The organism is Chryseobacterium sp. II3a, from assembly GCF_057815135.1.
Map to the genome: position 1 here is coordinate 542,204 of NZ_JBYPZJ010000001.1, position 18,334 is coordinate 560,537.

The 18,334-nt window shown below is 35.5% G+C and carries 19 protein-coding genes; 8 read left to right on the top strand and 11 right to left on the bottom strand.

What is annotated here, in order from left to right:
- Positions 1–277 precede the first annotated feature (277 nt).
- A complete protein-coding gene (locus AC3HD6_RS02455; RefSeq protein WP_045499550.1) occupies positions 278–667 on the top strand; it encodes a hypothetical protein in 390 nt (129 codons plus the stop codon).
- A 40-nt stretch (positions 668–707) separates the two neighbouring features.
- On the opposite strand, the gene AC3HD6_RS02460 is transcribed toward AC3HD6_RS02455, so the two are convergent.
- The 5 genes from AC3HD6_RS02460 to bamG form a co-directional block, all read right to left on the bottom strand.
- Complete coding sequence (locus tag AC3HD6_RS02460) at positions 708–1,763, bottom strand: hypothetical protein (RefSeq protein ID WP_488894906.1); 1,056 nt, start codon at positions 1,761–1,763, stop codon at positions 708–710.
- 70 nt (positions 1,764–1,833) lie between these two features.
- Positions 1,834–2,700 (bottom strand): helix-turn-helix domain-containing protein, encoded by an 867-nt coding sequence (locus AC3HD6_RS02465; protein ID WP_488894907.1) that lies wholly within the window; start codon positions 2,698–2,700, stop codon positions 1,834–1,836.
- Positions 2,701–2,795: 95 nt separating this feature from the next.
- Entirely contained in the window at positions 2,796–3,839 is a 1,044-nt protein-coding gene (locus AC3HD6_RS02470; protein ID WP_488894908.1) for an anhydro-N-acetylmuramic acid kinase, read from the bottom strand.
- Positions 3,840–3,850: 11 nt separating this feature from the next.
- Positions 3,851–4,441 (bottom strand): LPS export ABC transporter periplasmic protein LptC, encoded by a 591-nt coding sequence (gene lptC / locus AC3HD6_RS02475; RefSeq protein WP_488894909.1) that lies wholly within the window; start codon positions 4,439–4,441, stop codon positions 3,851–3,853.
- Position 4,442: 1 nt separating this feature from the next.
- On the bottom strand, positions 4,443–5,726 hold the full coding sequence (gene bamG, locus AC3HD6_RS02480; RefSeq protein ID WP_068944127.1) for a BamG family beta-barrel-assembly machinery protein: 1,284 nt from the start codon (positions 5,724–5,726) through the stop codon (positions 4,443–4,445).
- A 331-nt stretch (positions 5,727–6,057) separates the two neighbouring features.
- Between bamG and AC3HD6_RS02485 the strand changes: the two genes are divergently transcribed.
- Positions 6,058–7,176, top strand: coding sequence for a DNA polymerase III subunit (locus AC3HD6_RS02485; protein WP_488894910.1), 1,119 nt, complete (start codon positions 6,058–6,060; stop codon positions 7,174–7,176).
- 46 nt (positions 7,177–7,222) lie between these two features.
- On the opposite strand, the gene AC3HD6_RS02490 is transcribed toward AC3HD6_RS02485, so the two are convergent.
- The gene (locus AC3HD6_RS02490; protein ID WP_488894911.1) at positions 7,223–7,450 is read right to left on the bottom strand and encodes a hypothetical protein; all 228 of its coding nucleotides are present in this window, start codon (positions 7,448–7,450) and stop codon (positions 7,223–7,225) included.
- A 47-nt stretch (positions 7,451–7,497) separates the two neighbouring features.
- Entirely contained in the window at positions 7,498–8,622 is a 1,125-nt protein-coding gene (locus AC3HD6_RS02495; protein ID WP_488894912.1) for a hypothetical protein, read from the bottom strand.
- A gap of 97 nt (positions 8,623–8,719) precedes the next feature.
- Here AC3HD6_RS02495 and AC3HD6_RS02500 point away from each other — a divergent pair, with 97 nt between their 5' ends.
- The 4 genes from AC3HD6_RS02500 (at position 8,720) to AC3HD6_RS02515 (ending at position 13,499) form a co-directional block, all read left to right on the top strand.
- Positions 8,720–9,358, top strand: a complete 639-nt coding sequence (locus tag AC3HD6_RS02500; RefSeq protein ID WP_068944123.1) for a TetR/AcrR family transcriptional regulator — start codon at positions 8,720–8,722, stop codon at positions 9,356–9,358.
- Complete coding sequence (locus AC3HD6_RS02505) at positions 9,342–10,658, top strand: TolC family protein (RefSeq protein WP_068944122.1); 1,317 nt, start codon at positions 9,342–9,344, stop codon at positions 10,656–10,658. The genes AC3HD6_RS02500 and AC3HD6_RS02505 overlap by 17 nt, the downstream gene beginning before the upstream one ends.
- 16 nt (positions 10,659–10,674) lie before the next feature.
- The gene (locus tag AC3HD6_RS02510) at positions 10,675–11,778 is read left to right on the top strand and encodes an HlyD family secretion protein (RefSeq protein WP_488894913.1); all 1,104 of its coding nucleotides are present in this window, start codon (positions 10,675–10,677) and stop codon (positions 11,776–11,778) included.
- Between the two features lie 143 nt (positions 11,779–11,921).
- A complete protein-coding gene (locus tag AC3HD6_RS02515; RefSeq protein WP_068944120.1) occupies positions 11,922–13,499 on the top strand; it encodes a DHA2 family efflux MFS transporter permease subunit in 1,578 nt (525 codons plus the stop codon).
- Here the strand turns inward: AC3HD6_RS02515 and AC3HD6_RS02520 are convergent.
- Complete coding sequence (locus tag AC3HD6_RS02520) at positions 13,496–13,672, bottom strand: hypothetical protein (RefSeq protein ID WP_488894914.1); 177 nt, start codon at positions 13,670–13,672, stop codon at positions 13,496–13,498. The genes AC3HD6_RS02515 and AC3HD6_RS02520 overlap by 4 nt on opposite strands.
- 497 nt (positions 13,673–14,169) lie before the next feature.
- Between AC3HD6_RS02520 and AC3HD6_RS02525 the strand changes: the two genes are divergently transcribed.
- Entirely contained in the window at positions 14,170–14,766 is a 597-nt protein-coding gene (locus AC3HD6_RS02525) for a hypothetical protein (protein ID WP_488894915.1), read from the top strand.
- 262 nt (positions 14,767–15,028) lie between these two features.
- Here the strand turns inward: AC3HD6_RS02525 and AC3HD6_RS02530 are convergent, their stop codons facing one another.
- The 3 genes from AC3HD6_RS02530 to AC3HD6_RS02540 are packed head-to-tail and all read right to left on the bottom strand — an operon-like array spanning position 15,029 to position 17,402.
- Complete coding sequence (locus tag AC3HD6_RS02530; RefSeq protein ID WP_488894916.1) at positions 15,029–16,042, bottom strand: TQO small subunit DoxD; 1,014 nt, start codon at positions 16,040–16,042, stop codon at positions 15,029–15,031.
- A 50-nt stretch (positions 16,043–16,092) separates the two neighbouring features.
- Positions 16,093–16,449, bottom strand: coding sequence for a hypothetical protein (locus AC3HD6_RS02535; RefSeq protein ID WP_488894917.1), 357 nt, complete (start codon positions 16,447–16,449; stop codon positions 16,093–16,095).
- 38 nt (positions 16,450–16,487) lie between these two features.
- Positions 16,488–17,402: an alpha/beta hydrolase gene (locus tag AC3HD6_RS02540; protein WP_488894918.1), complete on the bottom strand. Its 915-nt coding sequence runs from the start codon at positions 17,400–17,402 to the stop codon at positions 16,488–16,490.
- A gap of 334 nt (positions 17,403–17,736) precedes the next feature.
- On the opposite strand from AC3HD6_RS02540, the gene AC3HD6_RS02545 reads away from it, so the two are divergent.
- Positions 17,737–18,297 carry a DNA-3-methyladenine glycosylase I gene (locus AC3HD6_RS02545; protein WP_488894919.1) on the top strand — a complete coding sequence of 187 codons (561 nt, stop codon included), beginning with the start codon at positions 17,737–17,739 and terminating at the stop codon, positions 18,295–18,297.
- Positions 18,298–18,334: the final 37 nt, after the last annotated feature.

An 18,334-nucleotide genomic window follows, 5' to 3' on the forward strand; every position in this document is an offset into this window, starting at 1 on the left:
ACCACAATTTATACGCAAATATATCAAATTATAGCAAGAAAATAAACCAATCTATGTGCTTTATTTTTCCAAATGCAAACAATTGTTTGGTTTAGTTTAAAATAAGATTCTTTCTTTATTCGTTTTATTTAAAGAAAAGTTTTTCTTTTCTGATACAGTCTTCTGCTTTTAAAAATATGCTTTGGATAACGTCTTTGTAGATTTTTTTTATAATTTTGTTGTTATTGTAAATGTAAAGAAGCTTATCTTTATAAGAATTTAAATACAAAATAAAAAAATGAATTTAGAAGGACGAAAAATTATTGTCAATAAATCATCTAAGGAGTTATCTGAGTTACTGAAAACTCCTGAAAATTACAAAGATTTCATGCCGGATGGTCTTCAGAAATTTGAAACCAGAGATAATGGTTTTAAATTCGGTTTACAGGGAATGCCGGAAATTGCCCTTAAAATTGATGAGGTTGACGATCAGAAAGCAGTACTTAAATCTGCAAGTTCAAGTTTAGATTTTTCTTTAACCGCTACTTTAAATCCGATCAATGAGAACCAGACAGAAGTTCAGATGTTGTTTGAAGGGAAATTTAATCCGTTCATTAAAATGATGGTGGAAAAACCATTACAGAACTTTATCAATACATTGACAGATAAGATCGAAGCCTACAAATAATACATAAAAACCTTCAGAAATGAAGGTTTTTTTATGAGCTCTATTGATTCTTTTTAAAAAGTCCGGCTTTTAGATTAGAACCAGCCGAACCTTCTGCCAATTGCAGGTAATTACGTTTACTCTGGTCTTTTTCAATTTTTATACTTCCGGTTGTCTGTACATTTTTCATTTCCAGGAAATCTGTTGAAGTTGCATCACTATCGCTTAACGGGCCACTTCCATATCCAGCCAGCTTGGTGTAATCTGCAAAAATACTATCAGAAGCTTTGTATTTGCGTTGACTGCCTTTTTCTCTGATCCATATTGTATTTGTGCTGGCTATGATGTTATGATGAAAGTCAAACTCATCTCCATTGGTTCCTTGTGTAGTCCAAACGCCGCAGAAATAACCACCATATACCAATGAGTAACGCATCGCACTACGGCTGCCGGTCTTGCCATCGTTTTTCCAAAAAACAACAGGAATTTTACAGTTGAAGAAGACACAATGATCGATAACCAGACCATAACCATTTGCGATGACGCCCACATGCAAAGGCAATACATCTGCATTTCCAGCAAATAGGCATTGGGTTACAAGCAAATCATCCAGATTTTTTCCATCTCGCCATATAGGATAAGAACGACGCAGGTTAGTACCATCCATATACGAGTAATCAGGACTGCCAGTAAAGCGAAGTCCTTCAATAGTAACATGGCTGACCTCTGGTTGTATACCCCTTGCTTCCTGCCCACCTATACCTGACTCAAGTGGAGTAGCTGTTACTACAATCGGCATTTTTTGGGGTGTCCAGTCTGCATCATCAGGCATAACATCTGCTCGAATGATGAGACGATTTTTAAGAGTGTACTTATCATTCGTAAATACAACAGTTTGAGTTAAAAGGTGTACCCCTTCTGAAAGGATAATTGTGGTGGCTTCCTGTTCTTTGTTTGAATTGACGCGTTTTGCAGCCTCCAGAATAGTTTTTAGTGGTTGAGACTTTGTTCCTATATTCGCGTCATGACCATTTTGAGGGTTAACGTATAATTGCTCTGCCTGTAACAAAGATATACTCATCACAAACAGGAGAAAACTAAATGTATATTTTATCATATTCCTTTTTTTGTAAAATTAGGAACACTCTTAGATTATAAAAAGGTCATTTTCTCTTTAAAATGATCTCTTATATATTTCTTCTGTATTGTTGAGGGGTGATGCCTGTAAATTTTTTAAAGAAACGGTTAAAATTAGATGGGTCTGAAAACCCTAGTTCGTAGGAAATCTCCTTGGCCGACTTATTTTGATGAAGCAGCTTTTTTATTTCCGAAATCAGTTTATAATGAATCATTTGCTGGGCGGATAATCCACTAAACTGTCTGCAGATTTTATTAAGGAATCCCGGACTGATATTCAACATTTTTGAGTAGGTTTCAACACTTCGGTCATCTCCTAATTTCTTTTCCAATAAAGATCTAAATCTGTAAAAATCAGAATGTATAGACGTGTCTCTCTGAACATTGTAAACACTTGCATAATATCGATTGAGAATAACCAATAATTGATAGAGAAGTGATCTGATCAAATGATTGCTGTCATTCTGAAGCTGTCCGAATTCCTGTTCTATTCCATATAAAAGATTCAGACATTTTCCAAACGAAGCCTCAGATATTTGCATTTGGGTAGGGCTTGAATATTGATGAAAGTATTGAAAACGATACAGGAACAATTCATCCGAGAAAAATAGATGAAGAAAGTCTTTTTCAAAGAGTAATGTATAGCCCTTAACTTTTTCTTCTATTTCCCAACGGCGTACTTGCCCTGGACTTGTAAAAATAATAGTATGTGGAGCTACCGGCATCTTATTTTCGTCCAATGTAAAGCTGCCCGTTCCTTCTTCAATAAAAATGATTTCGTAAAAACTAAGCTGGTGTAGTGTATCGTCTAATACATAATGATTCAGCTTTTCGATACGGCCAATATCCAATAATAGCTCCAGTCCATACTTGCATGGGAGAAAATGATAGGTTTTTATTTTGGTGACTGATGCCATTTCTTCTCGTTCTAGAAATGAGTTAAAAATACAAATTTTCAGTTGACCTTAATAGGCACAAATATACCCAATTTGAGGAGTCATCAAAGATTAAGTTAAGCAATAGTTCCAGAACAATGATCAGCTAGACTTCCTGTTGCGGAAGACAGTACATTGATCTCATTATTCATTTTCAAAACCCCCATAAAAGCAAAGATTAAAGCTTCCTTATATTCGATGATTTGCTTTTCCGGGATAACCACCTCGGATTCTGTTTTTGCTTTTATTTTTTCTATTAAAAAAGTGTTATAAGCTCCTCCGCCGGTGATCAGTATATTCTTTATCTGATATTTATTGATGATCTTGGCAATTTGCTGGGCAATATGTTCCGTAAAGGTTGCCAATGCTTCCAAAGGTGCTATATCTTTAAGCTTTGGAAATATAGATTGATGACACCATTCTACTCCCAATGACTTGGGATGAGCCTTTTGATAGAAGTCTAAAGAATTAAGTTGGTTCAGTAATATTTCATTCACTTCTCCTTTTCTTGCCAGATCGCCATTTTCATCATAATTTTCATTCATCTGTTGAGCCAGATGGTTCAATACAATATTGACAGGAACAATATCAAAAGCGATCCTTTTACCTTCTGATGTTAAAGAAATATTTGAGAATCCGCCCAGATTAAGGCAGGCATTGTATTTAGAAAAAAGAAGCTCATCACCTATGGGAACCAATGGAGCTCCATTTCCTTCCATCAGAACATCCTGGCTTCTGAAATCATAAAGTACCGGTATTCCTGTTTCTATCTTAATGGCTCTTCCATCTCCAATCTGAAGGGTGAATTTTCTATGAGGCTGATGAAAAACCGTATGGCCGTGAGAGGCAATCAGATCAATGTTTTCAAGCTGATGTTTTTGAATAAATTCTTTAGTTCTTTGCCCCAGATAGAATCCATAATGGGAGTGCAGCTCCAATAGGTCTGCTGCAGAAAGGTTGATAGAATTTCTAAGTTTATTTTCCCAGTCACTGGAATAGGGTAGGGTTTCTGCTTTCAGAATCTGAAATTGCCATGTGTCCTTTTTTTCAAATTCAGCAAGACAGATATCCAATCCGTCTAAACTTGTTCCGGACATGAGTCCAATGGCAAGCATTTTCATGGTAACAGAAGCTATTTTTTATTTTCAGAAAGTCTTTTAGAATTAAAGTCTCCTGAATTGTTATAGAAAGTATATTCCGAAAAGTCATCTTTGGCCGTCATTCCATTGGCACCTACCAGCGTTGAGCCGTCTTCCATAGTTACATATACTGTATCTTTGGTATAGATCCTTTTTTTTATCTGATCCCAATAGACACTCTGCATTGCAAACTTCTGTCCTTCATTGGTTGTAATTCTTACATTACCTTTCGCCTCGTAAAATTTCTTATAATCAAAGAACTTGGCATATTGGGCCTTAATTGTTCCTGGTGTTTTAGGTTTTTTCTTATCGAAAAACTGAATATCAATACCCTTTCTGGCCACCGTATAAGAACTGTCGATCAGTTCATATTTTTCAATAATAGGCGCTTTGGCTTTCAGGATTACAAAACCGGAATCACGTTGTACGATATTCGCGTTATTGATGATCTGTGAAGGAAAATTTTTGCTGTTATTTCCATTTTTTTTGGTAAGATCCTCTTCACAGGATGTGAATATAAAAAATATAGCACAACTAAAAAGGTATGCTATATTTTTATATACTATTTTTTTTGAAAAATTCATTCTAGTTATAAAGAGACTTTCTGAACCATTTATCAGCAAAATTGAAGCCGACTTTCAGGTTGATAAAGTTTTGGTTGATAAGATTGTTCTTAAGAGTACCTCTCTTACCTAGCTCAACACCAATCTCCAAACCACTCATTCTTGTTATACTGCTGTTTTTGAATGGAAGCATTACCCCGGCAGAAATACCGAATTTATTAATGCTGTTACCTTCCAGTTTAAGGTTTCCTCTTTCATAGAAGGCTCCGTATCTGTAGATTACCCTTGAGAAGTAGCTTCTGAAGTTGTTGTAATTAGGTAAATACCATCCTCCGGCAGAGATTCTGTAAGTATCCTGTAAGCTGAAAGACTGCCCAAAATAAGCAATATCTTCTCCTTTTTTGTAATCAATCTGTCCTGAAAGGAACCAATGGTTCTCACTTCCATATCCAACCCCTACGGATGCCTGTAATGGAAGAAGATTTTTAGACTTGGTTTCTTTATAATCTATTTGATTGATATCTGTTTTTGTACCTGCTGCATCAGCATATCTGTAAGTACTGTTGGTATACTCAGTCGTCATATTACCGATATTCCCGAAAGTTGCCGTAGCTCCGATCGTTAATTTCTTATCAGTACGGCTATTAAGCTTCTGATAACTTGTACCTAAAGTAAAGTTGAAATTTCTGATTCTGTTTTTCGTTTCATATCCAGCAAGGTATTCTGAACCTGCAGCACTATATTCAGTAAGATCAGACAGGTCCCCGAAGTATAAATTAGCTCTGGCTCCTACAGAGAATTCCTGATTGATCTTATAAGATAAAGCCACAGCTGCTGTATTTAAAGTACCACTCCCTCTAAATTGGTTTTGGTCAATAATAGTACCATCACTTGTTTTATTCTGACTAAGAATGTCATAGCTTTTAGAACTATAGGGCTGGTACGTAATTCCCATTTTAACCTTTGAGGAAATAGGAAATGCTAGTGAAATATTAGAAAGATACGTAGAATGCTTTGTAGATTTCATATCGTTAAAATTCGATTTGAAATAGTTGTTTTCGTTGGTAGCTTCCAGTTTTATACTTGTAAGTTCGAAATTAGCGTTGTTTGCAGGGTTAGCAAAGTTAAAATTACTGGTAAAATCACTTATAAAAGCGGTTGAGATACCTCCCATGGAAGCCGTTTCGATCGTATTATCATATTTTACATCCCCAATTCCATATTTTGCATACGGAGAGTTACTTAGACTCTGTGCATTCAGAAAATATCCAACTGATATGAATGATACTACAAAGATTTTTTTCATTCTTTATTTTTAAAACAATGCGCAAATATCTTAAATATTAATGAATTGTAAAAATTATATGTGGTTAAAGTTTGTTAAGGGCTGTGTAATGGGGAATTTTTAATCTTTAAAGATTATTGCTGTCAATTGTTAATCATGAGTTTACTTTATTTATTAATTTATATAAATTATTGAGATAATTCACAATTTGCATTCATGCGAATGATGAATAGTGAATCCACTTTGTTCGTTAATTTGTTTATTTATATATCGTTATTGGCTTTGAGAAGTAAAAATTGACCATTCATAAATTTAACTCTGAATTCTTCTCCAGTTTTTTTATCTTTGAAACATGAATTGGGAGAACATCGCCGGACAGGAAAATCTGAAAAAACTTCTTAGAGAAAGCATTGCCGAAAGCAGAGTGAGCCATGCCCAGCTTTTCGTAGGAAAAGAAGGTTATGGTACTTTACCAATGGTATTGGCCTATGCAAAGGAGATTTTAAATCAGGAAAATGAGCATGCAGCCTCAAAGGTAGAACATCTTAACCATCTGGATCTGCACTTCAGTTTTCCCGTATTTACAGATAACAAAAATTCTTTAAGCAAAAATAAATTTGAGGAATTCCGGGAAATGATTCTGGCTTCTCCATATGCAAGTTATGATGACTGGACGGCCTTTTTAGAATCGGAAAATAAGCAGCTTTTTATTTCGGCAGACGAAGTTGATGACCAGAACCAGAAGTTTTCATTAAAAAGTTTCGAAGGCGGCACCAAAATACTAATCGTATGGAGAGCTGACAAAATGAATATAGCTGCTTCCAACAAGTTTCTGAAGTTTCTTGAAGAACCACCAGCCAAAACGGTTATCCTTCTTACCGCAGAAAGTACCAACGATATTCTTCCTACCATACTTTCCCGTACCCAAGTGGTAGAAATTCCCAGGATTCATGATGAGGATATTGAAGAGTATTTGAAGAAAAACTTTTCTGTTACCGAAGAAAAAGTAAGAGAAATTGTTCATGAAGCACAAGGAAACCTTAATGAAGCAATAAAATTGCTGAATTCCGGAGATAAAAGTAATGAGTTTGAAAAACTTTTTGTGCAATGGGTTCGTGATGCGTTTATGGTAAAGAAGAAACCCGAGTATCTGAGAAGTATTATTTTATGGGCAAGAGAAATTGCAGGCTGGAACAGAGAGAAGCAGAAGAACTTTTTAAATTACTGTTCTGAAATCTTTAGATTGGCACTTCTTCAGAATTATCAATCAGAAAATCTGGTGTATAAAAAGATTGACGCTAATGGTTTCAACTGGGCTGGCTTTTCAAAGTTCATCAGTGGAGCCAATATCGAAAATATCCTTGAAGAGATCAATACGGCAGATCTGCATTTGACCCGAAACGGAAATCCTAAAATAGTATGGACGGATCTTGGAATAAAATTATCAAGATATATTCATAAAAGTACATAATATAAAACTCCGGAAATTTCCGGAGTTTTTTTAATCGTATTGTGATTTAAGCTGTCTTTTTATCTTTCGCAGCTTTTTTGTCTTTTGAAGTGTTCTCTGCAGTTTTTGCTTTTGCATCACATCCTTTGTGATGAGCATCTGAACATGCTTTTTTATCTTTTACAGAACATTCTTTTTTGTCTTTTCCAGCACAACAGCTTCCTTCCTTAGGCTTTTCCTGAGCATAACTGAAGGTGAATGAAACAATGGTAAGAATTGAGATGATTTTTTTCATGATTTAAAAATTTTTAAGTGGCTAAATGTAATATTTTTTTGCTTACTCTATACATTTTTTAATGATGCTTGGAATTCCTGCAGCTCTTTTTCCATAAAATTCGGGTCATTGAGCTGTTTCCGCATAGACTTAATATTGCCTATAGTGCTTTCAAGAGCCGTTCTGAACCATGGGAATTCCTGGCTTAAAGAGGTAAGTTTTGCCAATGCTCTTAAAGAATTGTCTGTTTGTGCTAATTGTACAGCATGTTCATATCTGAAAACTGGACAATAGTAGTATTCTTCAGCCATATGATCCCATGTGTCATTATCAGATTCAGTATTGATCAGGTATAACATTGCAAAAATAGAAGAGTCTGTATAGCCTTCTGAGAATTTGAAACAATCAAAAACAGATTCCGTATCATTGAGTTGTATTTTTTTATCCAATACCTCATGAAATATCTGATGAGAAAGCTCTTTTTCAGAATGATTCCCTATGATATGCAGAACAGTTGCATATTCTACTTTTACAGCATCATCTTCATGATGACTGTGATAGGCTGTCTCAATATATTCCTTTGCTGTAGGATTATTCAATAATACGCGGTACAATTTTGACAGCGAAACAAGCTCTTCTTTGGTAAACTCTCTTTTATCAGACATATTTTCTTCAAAATACTGAAGAGCCTTTTTAGAATATCTATCTTTTACAAATCGTTCTATTACTTGCCAGTCTTCAAGCTTCTCAAATTGAGATTGATCCCAGAAACTATAGAATAAAGACATGCGGTCCCATTTTGATTGAATATTTTTCCATTCTTTGAAAAGGGCTCCATAAGCTTCATGAGCAAGGTAAGTATTACCTCTGTCATCTTCAAGCGGAAGATTAACATCAAGAGTAGGATTAGAATGATATCTTTTGAAAGCTTCAATGATTTCAAGATCGAAGCGGTTTCCATCTTCATCGAAGGTTACAACGGTTTCTTCTGATACACCAGGGATATCTTCCACGGATGTGGTATTTGGCTCTTCCGTTAACGGAGTAATTGTTTCCTGTATTGGAGCTGGTATCTCTTCATTGATTGTAGCAACTGGCACTTCCTGTGGAATATCATTTCTAAAAGTGACTTCATTTGTCTTTGTTTTTTTCTCTCTCTTAAATATCTTAAATAGGAAATCGAATAAGCCCATAGAATTTGTTTTTTGTAAATATAAATTAAATCTATATTAAAAAATCAATCAATCGTTTGATTTGTTTAAAAACTTGTGTAAATTTGCCCCCTGAAAAATGGACACTAACATGATTTCAAAAGAAGAAAATATATTATTCGCTGCAGAAAAGCTCTTTGCAGAAAAGGGTTTTGAAGGAACTTCAACCCGGGAAATTGCAAAAGCGGCGAATGTAAATATCTCTATGATCTCGTATTATTTTGGTTCTAAGGAAAAACTTTATGAGAAATTGGTAGAGTATAGAATGAAGGAAGGACAGTTTTTTTCAAATGAAATCCTGGAACGAACTGATATCAATGAGTGGGAGAAAATTGTAAAAATAATAGACCAGTTTTCTAACAGAATCAAAAATCAAAAATGCTTTTACAGGATTATGCAGAGAGAACAGTTACATGCAGAAAATCCTCAGATCTTAGAATTTTTAAAAGAAACGAAAATAGGATTTATTTCTATGTATTCTCAGCTCCTGGAGCGAGGTTTGAAAAAGGGAATTTTTACAAAGAATCCTCCCATTTACCTTCTTCATTCCACAGTAAGCGGAACCTTATTCTATGCTCTCAATGCCAAGCCTATGTATAAGGAATTCCTGAATAATACAGAAGACGAGAGTGTTTTTGATGAAAAATACTATACAGAACTTAACAAACATATAAAACATTTACTAAAAGACCTTTTAGGTTATGAAGAGAATAAATAACTCAGTGATTGCATTATCACTATTCGTAGGAATAGCAAATGCAAATGCTCAGGAGAAAAAGACCCTTTCTCTTGACGAAGCTGTGCAGCTGGGAATCCAGAACAGCAAGAATCTCAAGATCGATGCAGCCAAGATCGAGGAGGCTACCGCTGATCTTTTGGAAGCTAAAAACAGACAGCTTCCGGAACTGAAGATTTCAGGAAGCTATATGTATCTTCCAATGAAACCGACTGTAGATATGAAACTTGGAGGAGCTGCAGGTGGAGCAGGCGGCCCGGAAATTCACCAAGTATTATACGGTTCTGCTAATCTTAGTGTTCCGATTTATAGCGGTGGACGAATTAAATATGGGATTCAGTCTGCAAAATATCTGGTTGAAGCTTCAAAGTTAAGTACGGAAAATGACAAGACTGCTATTGCCTATAATGTCGCGCAGGCCTATAATAACTTATTTAAAGCCAATCAGTCTATTAAAGTTTTTGAAGAAAACCTTGCAGCTTCCCAAAAGAGAGATGAGACGTTCCTTAAAATGGAGAATAACGGATTGATTGCCAGAAATGACAGGTTAAAAGCCAATCTTCAGACTTCTAATATTGAACTTCAACTGCTTGAAGCTAAAAATAATTACAATATTGCCAACATCAATATGGATCTGTTATTAGGACTTCCTGATAATACAGAGCTTGAGGTGGATCAGAACTATATTGAAGAAGGTTCAGAGGTGAAACCGGTTGATTTTTATATAAACGAAGCCAGAGAAAACCGTAAGGATCTTCAGGCTTTGGTTCAGCAGAGAAAAGCAGCAGAACTGGGAACAAAGGCTGCTAAGGCAGAAAACCTTCCTTCAATAGCATTCACAGGAGGTTATGTAGCTGCAGATATCCCTAAGTTCCTTACCGTTTATAATGCATTGAATGTCGGAATCGGGATTTCTTATAACTTATCTAATATCTGGAAAGAAAATTCATCACTAAGACAATCACAAGCAAGAGAGAAGCAGTTAGCCGCTACTGACGAATTGCTGAATGATAACATTAAGCTTGATGTGAATAGAGAATATCAGAATACAGATTTTTCTAAAAAAAGAATTTCTGTTTTCGAAAAATCTGCTGAACAGGCTAATGAAAACTACAGAATTACTAAAAACAAATATGATAACGGTCTTGCAACTATGACAGAATTATTGGATGCAGACGCTGCTCAGATTTCAGCTAACGTTGGCGTAATCAATGCAAAAGCAGACGCCGCTTTAGCCTACAGAAAACTATTGCAAACAACAGGAACTTTAACAATTAAATAATCAGATCGAAACCAAAATGGAAAATAATAATACACAGGCAGCTGAACCTAAAAAGAAAAAAAGTTTAGTTTTTCCTATCATTTTAGCAGCCGTAGTAATCGGTGGAGGAATCTACGGTTACAGAGCATACAGCTACGGACAGTATCATGAAGAGACTGACGATGCTCAGATTGCTTCCAATATGGCACCGGTAATTTCTAAAATCTCAGGATATGTAACTGAGGTAAAAGTAAAAGATAACCAATTCGTAAAGAAAGGGGACACTCTTGTGATTTTGGACAACAGAGACCAGAAAATGGCTCTTGAACAGTCACAAGCTGCTTTAACGACAGCAAAAAGTAATATTTCTACTGCAGAAGCTACTACAACAGCTACTTCTAAAAATATCAACAGTTCTGAAGCAGCTGTAGCAACAGCTAATGCTCAGATTGAAGCAGCTAAAGTGAATGTTTGGAAAACTTCTCAGGATTTAAAAAGATATGCCAATCTTGTAAAGGATCACTCTATTACAGAACAGCAATATGAGCAGGCTTTGGCTGCCAAACAATCTGCGGATAAGCAACTTCAGGTACTGGTAGAGCAAAGAAACCAAATTGCTCAGCAGACTACCATCGCTTCATCTCAGACTGCAGCAAGTTCACAGCAGATCAGTGTAGCGAACTCAGTAGCAAAACAGAGAGAAGTAGATGTAGAAAATGCTAGATTAAACTTATCGTATACTGTAATTCTTGCTCCGGAGGACGGATATGTAGGAAAAGTATCTACTCAGGCAGGCCAGTATCTTCAGGCGGGATCTCAGCTATTTGCTTTGGTTAAAAATGACCAGAAATGGGTAGTGGCGAATTTTAAAGAAACGCAGGTAGATAAAATGGTAGAAGGTCAGAAAGTGAAAATTGAGATTGATGCTTTCCCTGATAAGGAATTTGATGGAGTTGTAAGTTCATTCTCTCCGGCTACTGGTGCTACGTTCTCTATACTTCCTCCGGATAATGCGAGTGGAAACTTCGTAAAAGTAGTTCAGAGACTTCCTGTAAAAATTGATTTTGTAAATCTTGATAAGAATATCGCAAAAAGATTAAGAACAGGAATGAATGTGAAGGCTGAGGTTTCATTGAAATAACACTTAAAATTGTTAAATGTCAATAGTTTTCAAAGCTAAATATTGAATTTGATTTGTGGTCAATTTAAAACAGACTGTTTTGCGATTCATTATTCACTTGCGAAGCGAAATTCATCATTGACTTTTTACATTATAAAAAACTTATGCAAGATTCATTAGTAGAATATGGAGCCCGAAGAGTGATTATTACAATCACAGCCATTCTTTGTGCCCTTCTTGAAATTGTAGACTCCACGATTGTAAATGTTGCCTTGAATGAAATGAAGGGGAATCTTGGAGCTACGCTTTCAGAAGTGGGCTGGGTGATTACTGCCTATGCGATCGGAAACGTAATTATCGTACCGATGACCAGTTGGCTTTCTCAGCAGTTTGGGCGTAGAAATTACTTCGCGGCATCCATCATTATATTCACCATATTTTCATTCTTATGTGGAAATGCAACCAATATCTGGGAGCTGGTATTCTTCAGATTGATGCAGGGAATTGGTGGAGGAGCCTTATTGGTAACCTCACAGACGATCATTACGGAATCTTATCCGATTGAAAAAAGAAGTATGGCTCAGGCCATCTATGGATTAGGAGTAATTATTGGCCCTACTTTAGGTCCGCCATTGGGAGGGTATATTGTTGACAATTACAGCTGGCCGTATATTTTTTATATCAATATTCCCATCGGAATTGCTGCAACACTGATGACGCTTCAGTTTGTAAGAAGTCCGAAATATGCTGAAAAACGTAAAGTATCAGATGTTGACTGGCTGGGAATCGCTTTATTAGCCGTTACAGTAGGTTCATTGCAGTTTATTCTGGAAAGAGGCCATGAAGAAGATTGGTTTGCCAGCGGGATGATTGTAGCCTTTACTGTTGCTGCTGTTTTAGGATTTATATTATTCCTTTGGCGGGAACTTACCTTTAAGTACCCGATTGTGGAGCTCAGAGTACTTAAAAATAGTAATTTAAGAATCGGAACAATGATGTCATTTGTGCTTGGATTTGGACTTTATGGGTCCACATTCATTGTTCCATTATATACTCAGAGTATTTTGGGTTGGACGGCACTACAGTCAGGAGCATTGATGATTCCGGCTGCATTGACAACCGCATTTATGATGCCTATCATTGGTAGGTTACTGGCAAAAGGAGCAAAACAACAGATCCTGGTTTCATTAGGACTATTTATCTTCTTTGTTTATAGTTTCTGGGGCTATAAAATTCTGACTCCAGATACCAGTAAAGATGCCTTCTTCTGGATGCTGATTGTAAGAGGGGCAGGATTAGGATTATTGTTTATTCCAATTACATCTTTGTCATTAAGTACCCTGAAAGGCCAGGAAATTGGTCAGGGTGCTGCCTTTACAGGGATGATGAGACAGTTGGGAGGATCCTTTGGAATTGCAGCCATTACAACATTTATTGCCAATGCAGGCCAGAGCTACAGGAATAATCTGATTTCCCATTTAGATGTAAACAGTTTTGATGTCCAGCAAAGACTGGCAGCATTGAAGGCTAGTTTCATTGCAAAAGGGATGACTCCTGATGCTGCCATGAATGCTGCTTATAAAATGCTTGACTTATCAGTAACCAAACAAGCAACTGTTTTATCCTATATGGATGTATTTCTTTACCTCGGGGTAATATTTTTAATATGTATTCCGTTTATCTTATTGATAAAAGAAAGAAAGAGTAAAGAAAAAATAGATTTGAGTGAAGCCATGCACTAAATTTTAATTAAAACCTTCGGATTTCCGGAGGTTTTTTTGTTGAATGAGGTTAAGTTTGTACGAGCATTTTGTTTATTAGGTCTTAATTTGAATAGGGCAAGGCTGAGTTTTCCTTCTATCACTTCTTCTTCCAACTTCTTGTTTCTTTGTATTATTAAGTAATTCTTACTCATATTAATAAATTGTTTTTTTTTATTAAAAATAATATCACATATTGGAGAGTTTGTTTGTTTTTTTTTAACTTTACACTACAAAATGAAAAAATATGAATAAATTCCCTCACCCTAAGTATGCCTTTTCAAAAGGCTCAGATAGAAGTTGTACGCAACATTCTTATTTCAGGAACAGCTCCTAGATTGTATTGATTTATTTTAACCCTATTGATTGTACTTATATAAAGTAAAGATCGTTTTTCTGTTTCCAAAATAGTTTGAAGAAGCAGAACAAGCATTGGCTTTTAACATTATTAAATTAATGTTGATAGTCTGTTGTAAAATGAAAATTAATCAATACTATTTCTTAATGACCTCTGCAAAAGACCTGAATGAATATTATAAGAGGAATGAAGTTGATCACCTAGATAATCTTGATGAGAATTTAAATAGTTAAAACTTCATCCTTGAAAAAACTTTTTACTGAACAATATACCAAACAATTATAAAATTTACCTATGAATTCAATACAACTGCCGGAAACTTTCCTGGCATTATCAGATTTCAGAAAAAATGATGTTTATGTGCCTGAACTAGATCGAGATCAGATTATCTCAGATTTTTTCCCTGGAACCTTTACAGAACTTACCCAGCGTCTTTCAGATATTACCGGAGCCTTTTATGGCGGATTATTGAAACAGGCCGGTAAGCTTTATGGTGAAGAGGCCGTTAATGATCTTTCTACCGCCTTTATGTATGATCTTGGATCACGAATGGCCTTAAGAAACTTAGAATCCAAACCTAATTTGCACCCAGGAATTCCGGCTGTAGCAAAAGTATTGATAGCAGCAGTTTTTACATCCAGTCCCGAATATAATTTTGATTTCAAAGAATTAAATGACCACAGAGTTGAACTACTGATTAAAGGAGTAGACCGTTACCACAAGATTGCACAAAGTCTCCAAATCGCAGGACTGCTGAAATGGCCGGTTATAGAACCTTTTATACAGGGAGCATGCGATACCATGGGACTGGATGTTTTACTTAAAATGAAAGTTCTGAAACTTGATCCAGACAGCTCATGTGTATATGAGGTGATTGTGGAGAAGAAATAGCCCTCCTCAAGATCTATTATGCATTTGGATATCCAACATCAATAGGGGTGGGCTTTAGTCTAGCGCAGCCATTTTATTAAAAATCAATTATCCCAAAGAGCATCAACATCAATAGGAGCGGGCTTTAGCCCGCTCTCATTATAAATAGTCATCCATTGGCTTTAGCCAAAACCTAAAAAAATCATTTTATTAGCGAATTTGTGGCTAATCAAAATCAAATATTTTGTCGATTAACTTAATCGCCTGATTAGCTTTAAATCATTTATTTTATTATTTCTGCCCATTCAATTCCGCTAATGTCAATTAGTTTTATGGTATGAATTTCATCTTTTTGAAGAATATCCTCAATTCCTATACTGAGATCTGCCTTTGCTCCCAATGGAATAATAAGGCTGTGTTTTCCGGGTTTTACTTTGGCCACATAATGGTTTTTAATATGGTCTTTAGAAAACTTTGAAAGCTCTTTATGATCGATTTCTTTTAGAATATTTCCGTTTTTATCCAATATATGAATCCCAATAAGAAAAGAGCCATATACATCGGCGCCTTCTGTTCTGTAAACTTCAAATTTCAGATCCGAATTATCATGTGAAATATTGGAAATCTCAATCTTTGGTTTTACAGATTTATTATGCAAAGTTCCCCAGACACCACCATGAAAATATTGATTGGTGTAAAGGGTGAGTCCAAAAATTAACAGAGAACCTATCAGTACAAATCCCTTAGGTTGGGCAATAGGAAGTATTCCCGAACCAAGCCATTGAAACCATTTCGATTGTGTGAAAAGCTTGTTTTTCTTTATCAAATAATTATCAAAAGAATAAGAACCACTTCCGGTAAGGAACAGGACAAAGCCGCCTGCAATACCTAAAACCCCAATTTGCCATTCATCCAGGCAGGTTGTTCCCAGCCAGCCAGAACCCAATAAAATTCCTAGAGCAAGACTGAAAATTCCTATACTCATCAAACGGGTAAAGAGGCCAAGAATAATAAATAATCCTACGATGGCTTCGATAATTGTAAAGATCATCATGGATCTCTGTAAAGCATCCGGATGGGTAACAAGATATTCGATAATGGGTTTAATGCCTAAAGCATTGGGAAGGAAATGATTGAATTTTTCTCCGATATATCCCTTTTCATCAGGGATGAGCTTGTTTTCGAGGATAAGTCTGCGCCAAAAGGCCGAGAAATAGGTCCACCCGATAACCATTCGGAGAGATAAAGTATATAATCCGGCCAAGTCATATGACTGGCTGTTTGTAGTATGTTTCATTGAAGTTGATATTGTATTGTAAAAAACTGAGTATAATGGCTTAAAAAGTTTTAAACCAGATTTAATTTCAGTCTTTTAAATAGAATATACTTCGGCGGGCTGTTTCCTGTAGTATGCCCTGAATATTCATTAAAAAATAGCTTGGTTTCCTTTGCTTTTTTTGCAATAGCAGTACCATCCCCAAAAGATCCTTGATATTTGGATTTTACGTTAGCTTTTGAAATAGAGGTTTTTGTGGAAATTGTAGAAGAATCACAGTGTAAAGAAAGCCCGGAGGTTATTTTTACTTTATTTAAACCGCTGATATATTGAATGTCAAAAATATCAAGAACATTTCTTTTAACAGAACATGGCGATAATGAAAACACCAGTATAAGCATCGTGATGATGGCTTTGTAAGTCTTCATATGGATTCTTGTTTCTGACATTCCTACAAAACTACACTTTATTTTAATGTTAACTTAATAAATTTCAAAAATTCATCCTGCTGATCTACAAATAAATAGTGTGAACAATTATCAATAAGCTTAAAATTATTCTTTCCAACGATATTTTTAAGGTCGTTTAGTTGTTTCTCAGAGAAAATTCCATCATTCTTTCCATAAACGGCAAAAAGAGGAATTCCTTTTCTTTTGATTTCTTTTAATACTGCTGTGTTATCAAGGTTATTCAAAGGTTCATTCTGGTAGAACTTAATAGGAGCGTTATGGTTTCTGATATTATTTTTATAAAATTCACCGGATTCATATTCTTCTCTTAAAATTTTGCTTTCAACGGTAGGATTGGGCATATTGAAGAAATTGAGTTTACTGGCTATTTCGTAGCATCTTTTTCGGTAAGCTGCAGAATGCTTATCCAGATTTTCTATTTCAGAAATTTCCTGTAGCAGAACCGGTTCATTTTTGAAATACTCTTTGGCTTGATTTAAAATATGATTATAGGTTTCCTGTTGGGTAAATAAGGCTCCTGCAAGGGTAAGGGTTTTTACTTTTTCCGGAAACTGATTGGTAAATAAAGTCCCGATGATTCCTCCAAAGCTATGGGCAAGAATATGTGCTTTTTTGAGATGATAAGTCTTATAAATCTGATTCACATCTTCAAAACTTTCTTTGAAGGTCATGGTGGCATTTTCATCTTTGGAGCGTCCTTCGCCTCGTCTGTCGTATACAATTACATAGAAGCCTTTATCAGCCAGATTTTGTGCTGTAGTTCCTTCAAATAAAGTAGCATTTCCACTGGGGCCGCCATGGATAAAAATAATGGCAGGATTTTCTTGATTTCCATAGGCTTTTGAATAGATATTCTGAGCATGAAGAGAAATTAAAAATAAGGAAAACAGAAGAGAAAATAGTGATTTCATGGCTGATATTTGAGGTTGCTAATCTAGTTAATATTTCTGAGGTGTTGCATGAAAAGTTATGGGTAGGGAATGTTGTAAACAACCCCGTCAAAAATTCAAAGAATTTTTGTCACTTCACCTCTGGAAGGGAATTTTCTACTCTTCAACTGATATTTTCAAAATCATTGGAAAAAATAATCTATTAATAAAAAACATATGAGATGTTCTTTCACACTCAATAAACTTCCATCTTCCAAGCATCCATCTTCCTTTTCTTAAAAATAAAATCCTACTGACTAACAGTTGTCACAACCATGTCTTATCTTTATCCCATTAAACTAAAACAGATACTTCAATGAGTTATTGCTTAGCTATAGATGGAATGCAGCCTGAGAGCAGAAAGGAACTGCACAAAAACTACCACGACAATTATTATGGATTTCCTATTCATGATGATAATGAATTGTTTGGAAGGCTTATTCTGGAAATTAATCAGGCAGGGTTAAGCTGGGAAACAGTTTTGAAGAAAGAAGAGAGTTTCAGAAAGGCTTATGACGATTTTAATATTCAAAAAATAGCAGCCTATACAGAGGAAGACCGTGAAAGACTTTTAAGCGACAGCGGAATTATCAGAAACAAGCTAAAAGTAAATGCTGCCATTGAAAATGCCAAAACAATTATGGAACTGCAAAAAGAATTTGGTTCATTTGAGAAATGGCTGGAACATCATCATCCTAAAACATTACCCGAATGGATGAAGTTATTTAAGAAAACATTCAAATTTACAGGTGGTGAGATTGTAAATGAATTTCTGATGAGCACAGGATATCTGAAAGGAGCCCATCATGAAACCTGTCCGATTCATACAAAAGTATTAGAAGAGAAACCTTTGTGGAAAGAAACGGAAAAGAATTAAATGGTTCTGGACTATAAAATTTAACTCCAAAAGTTAC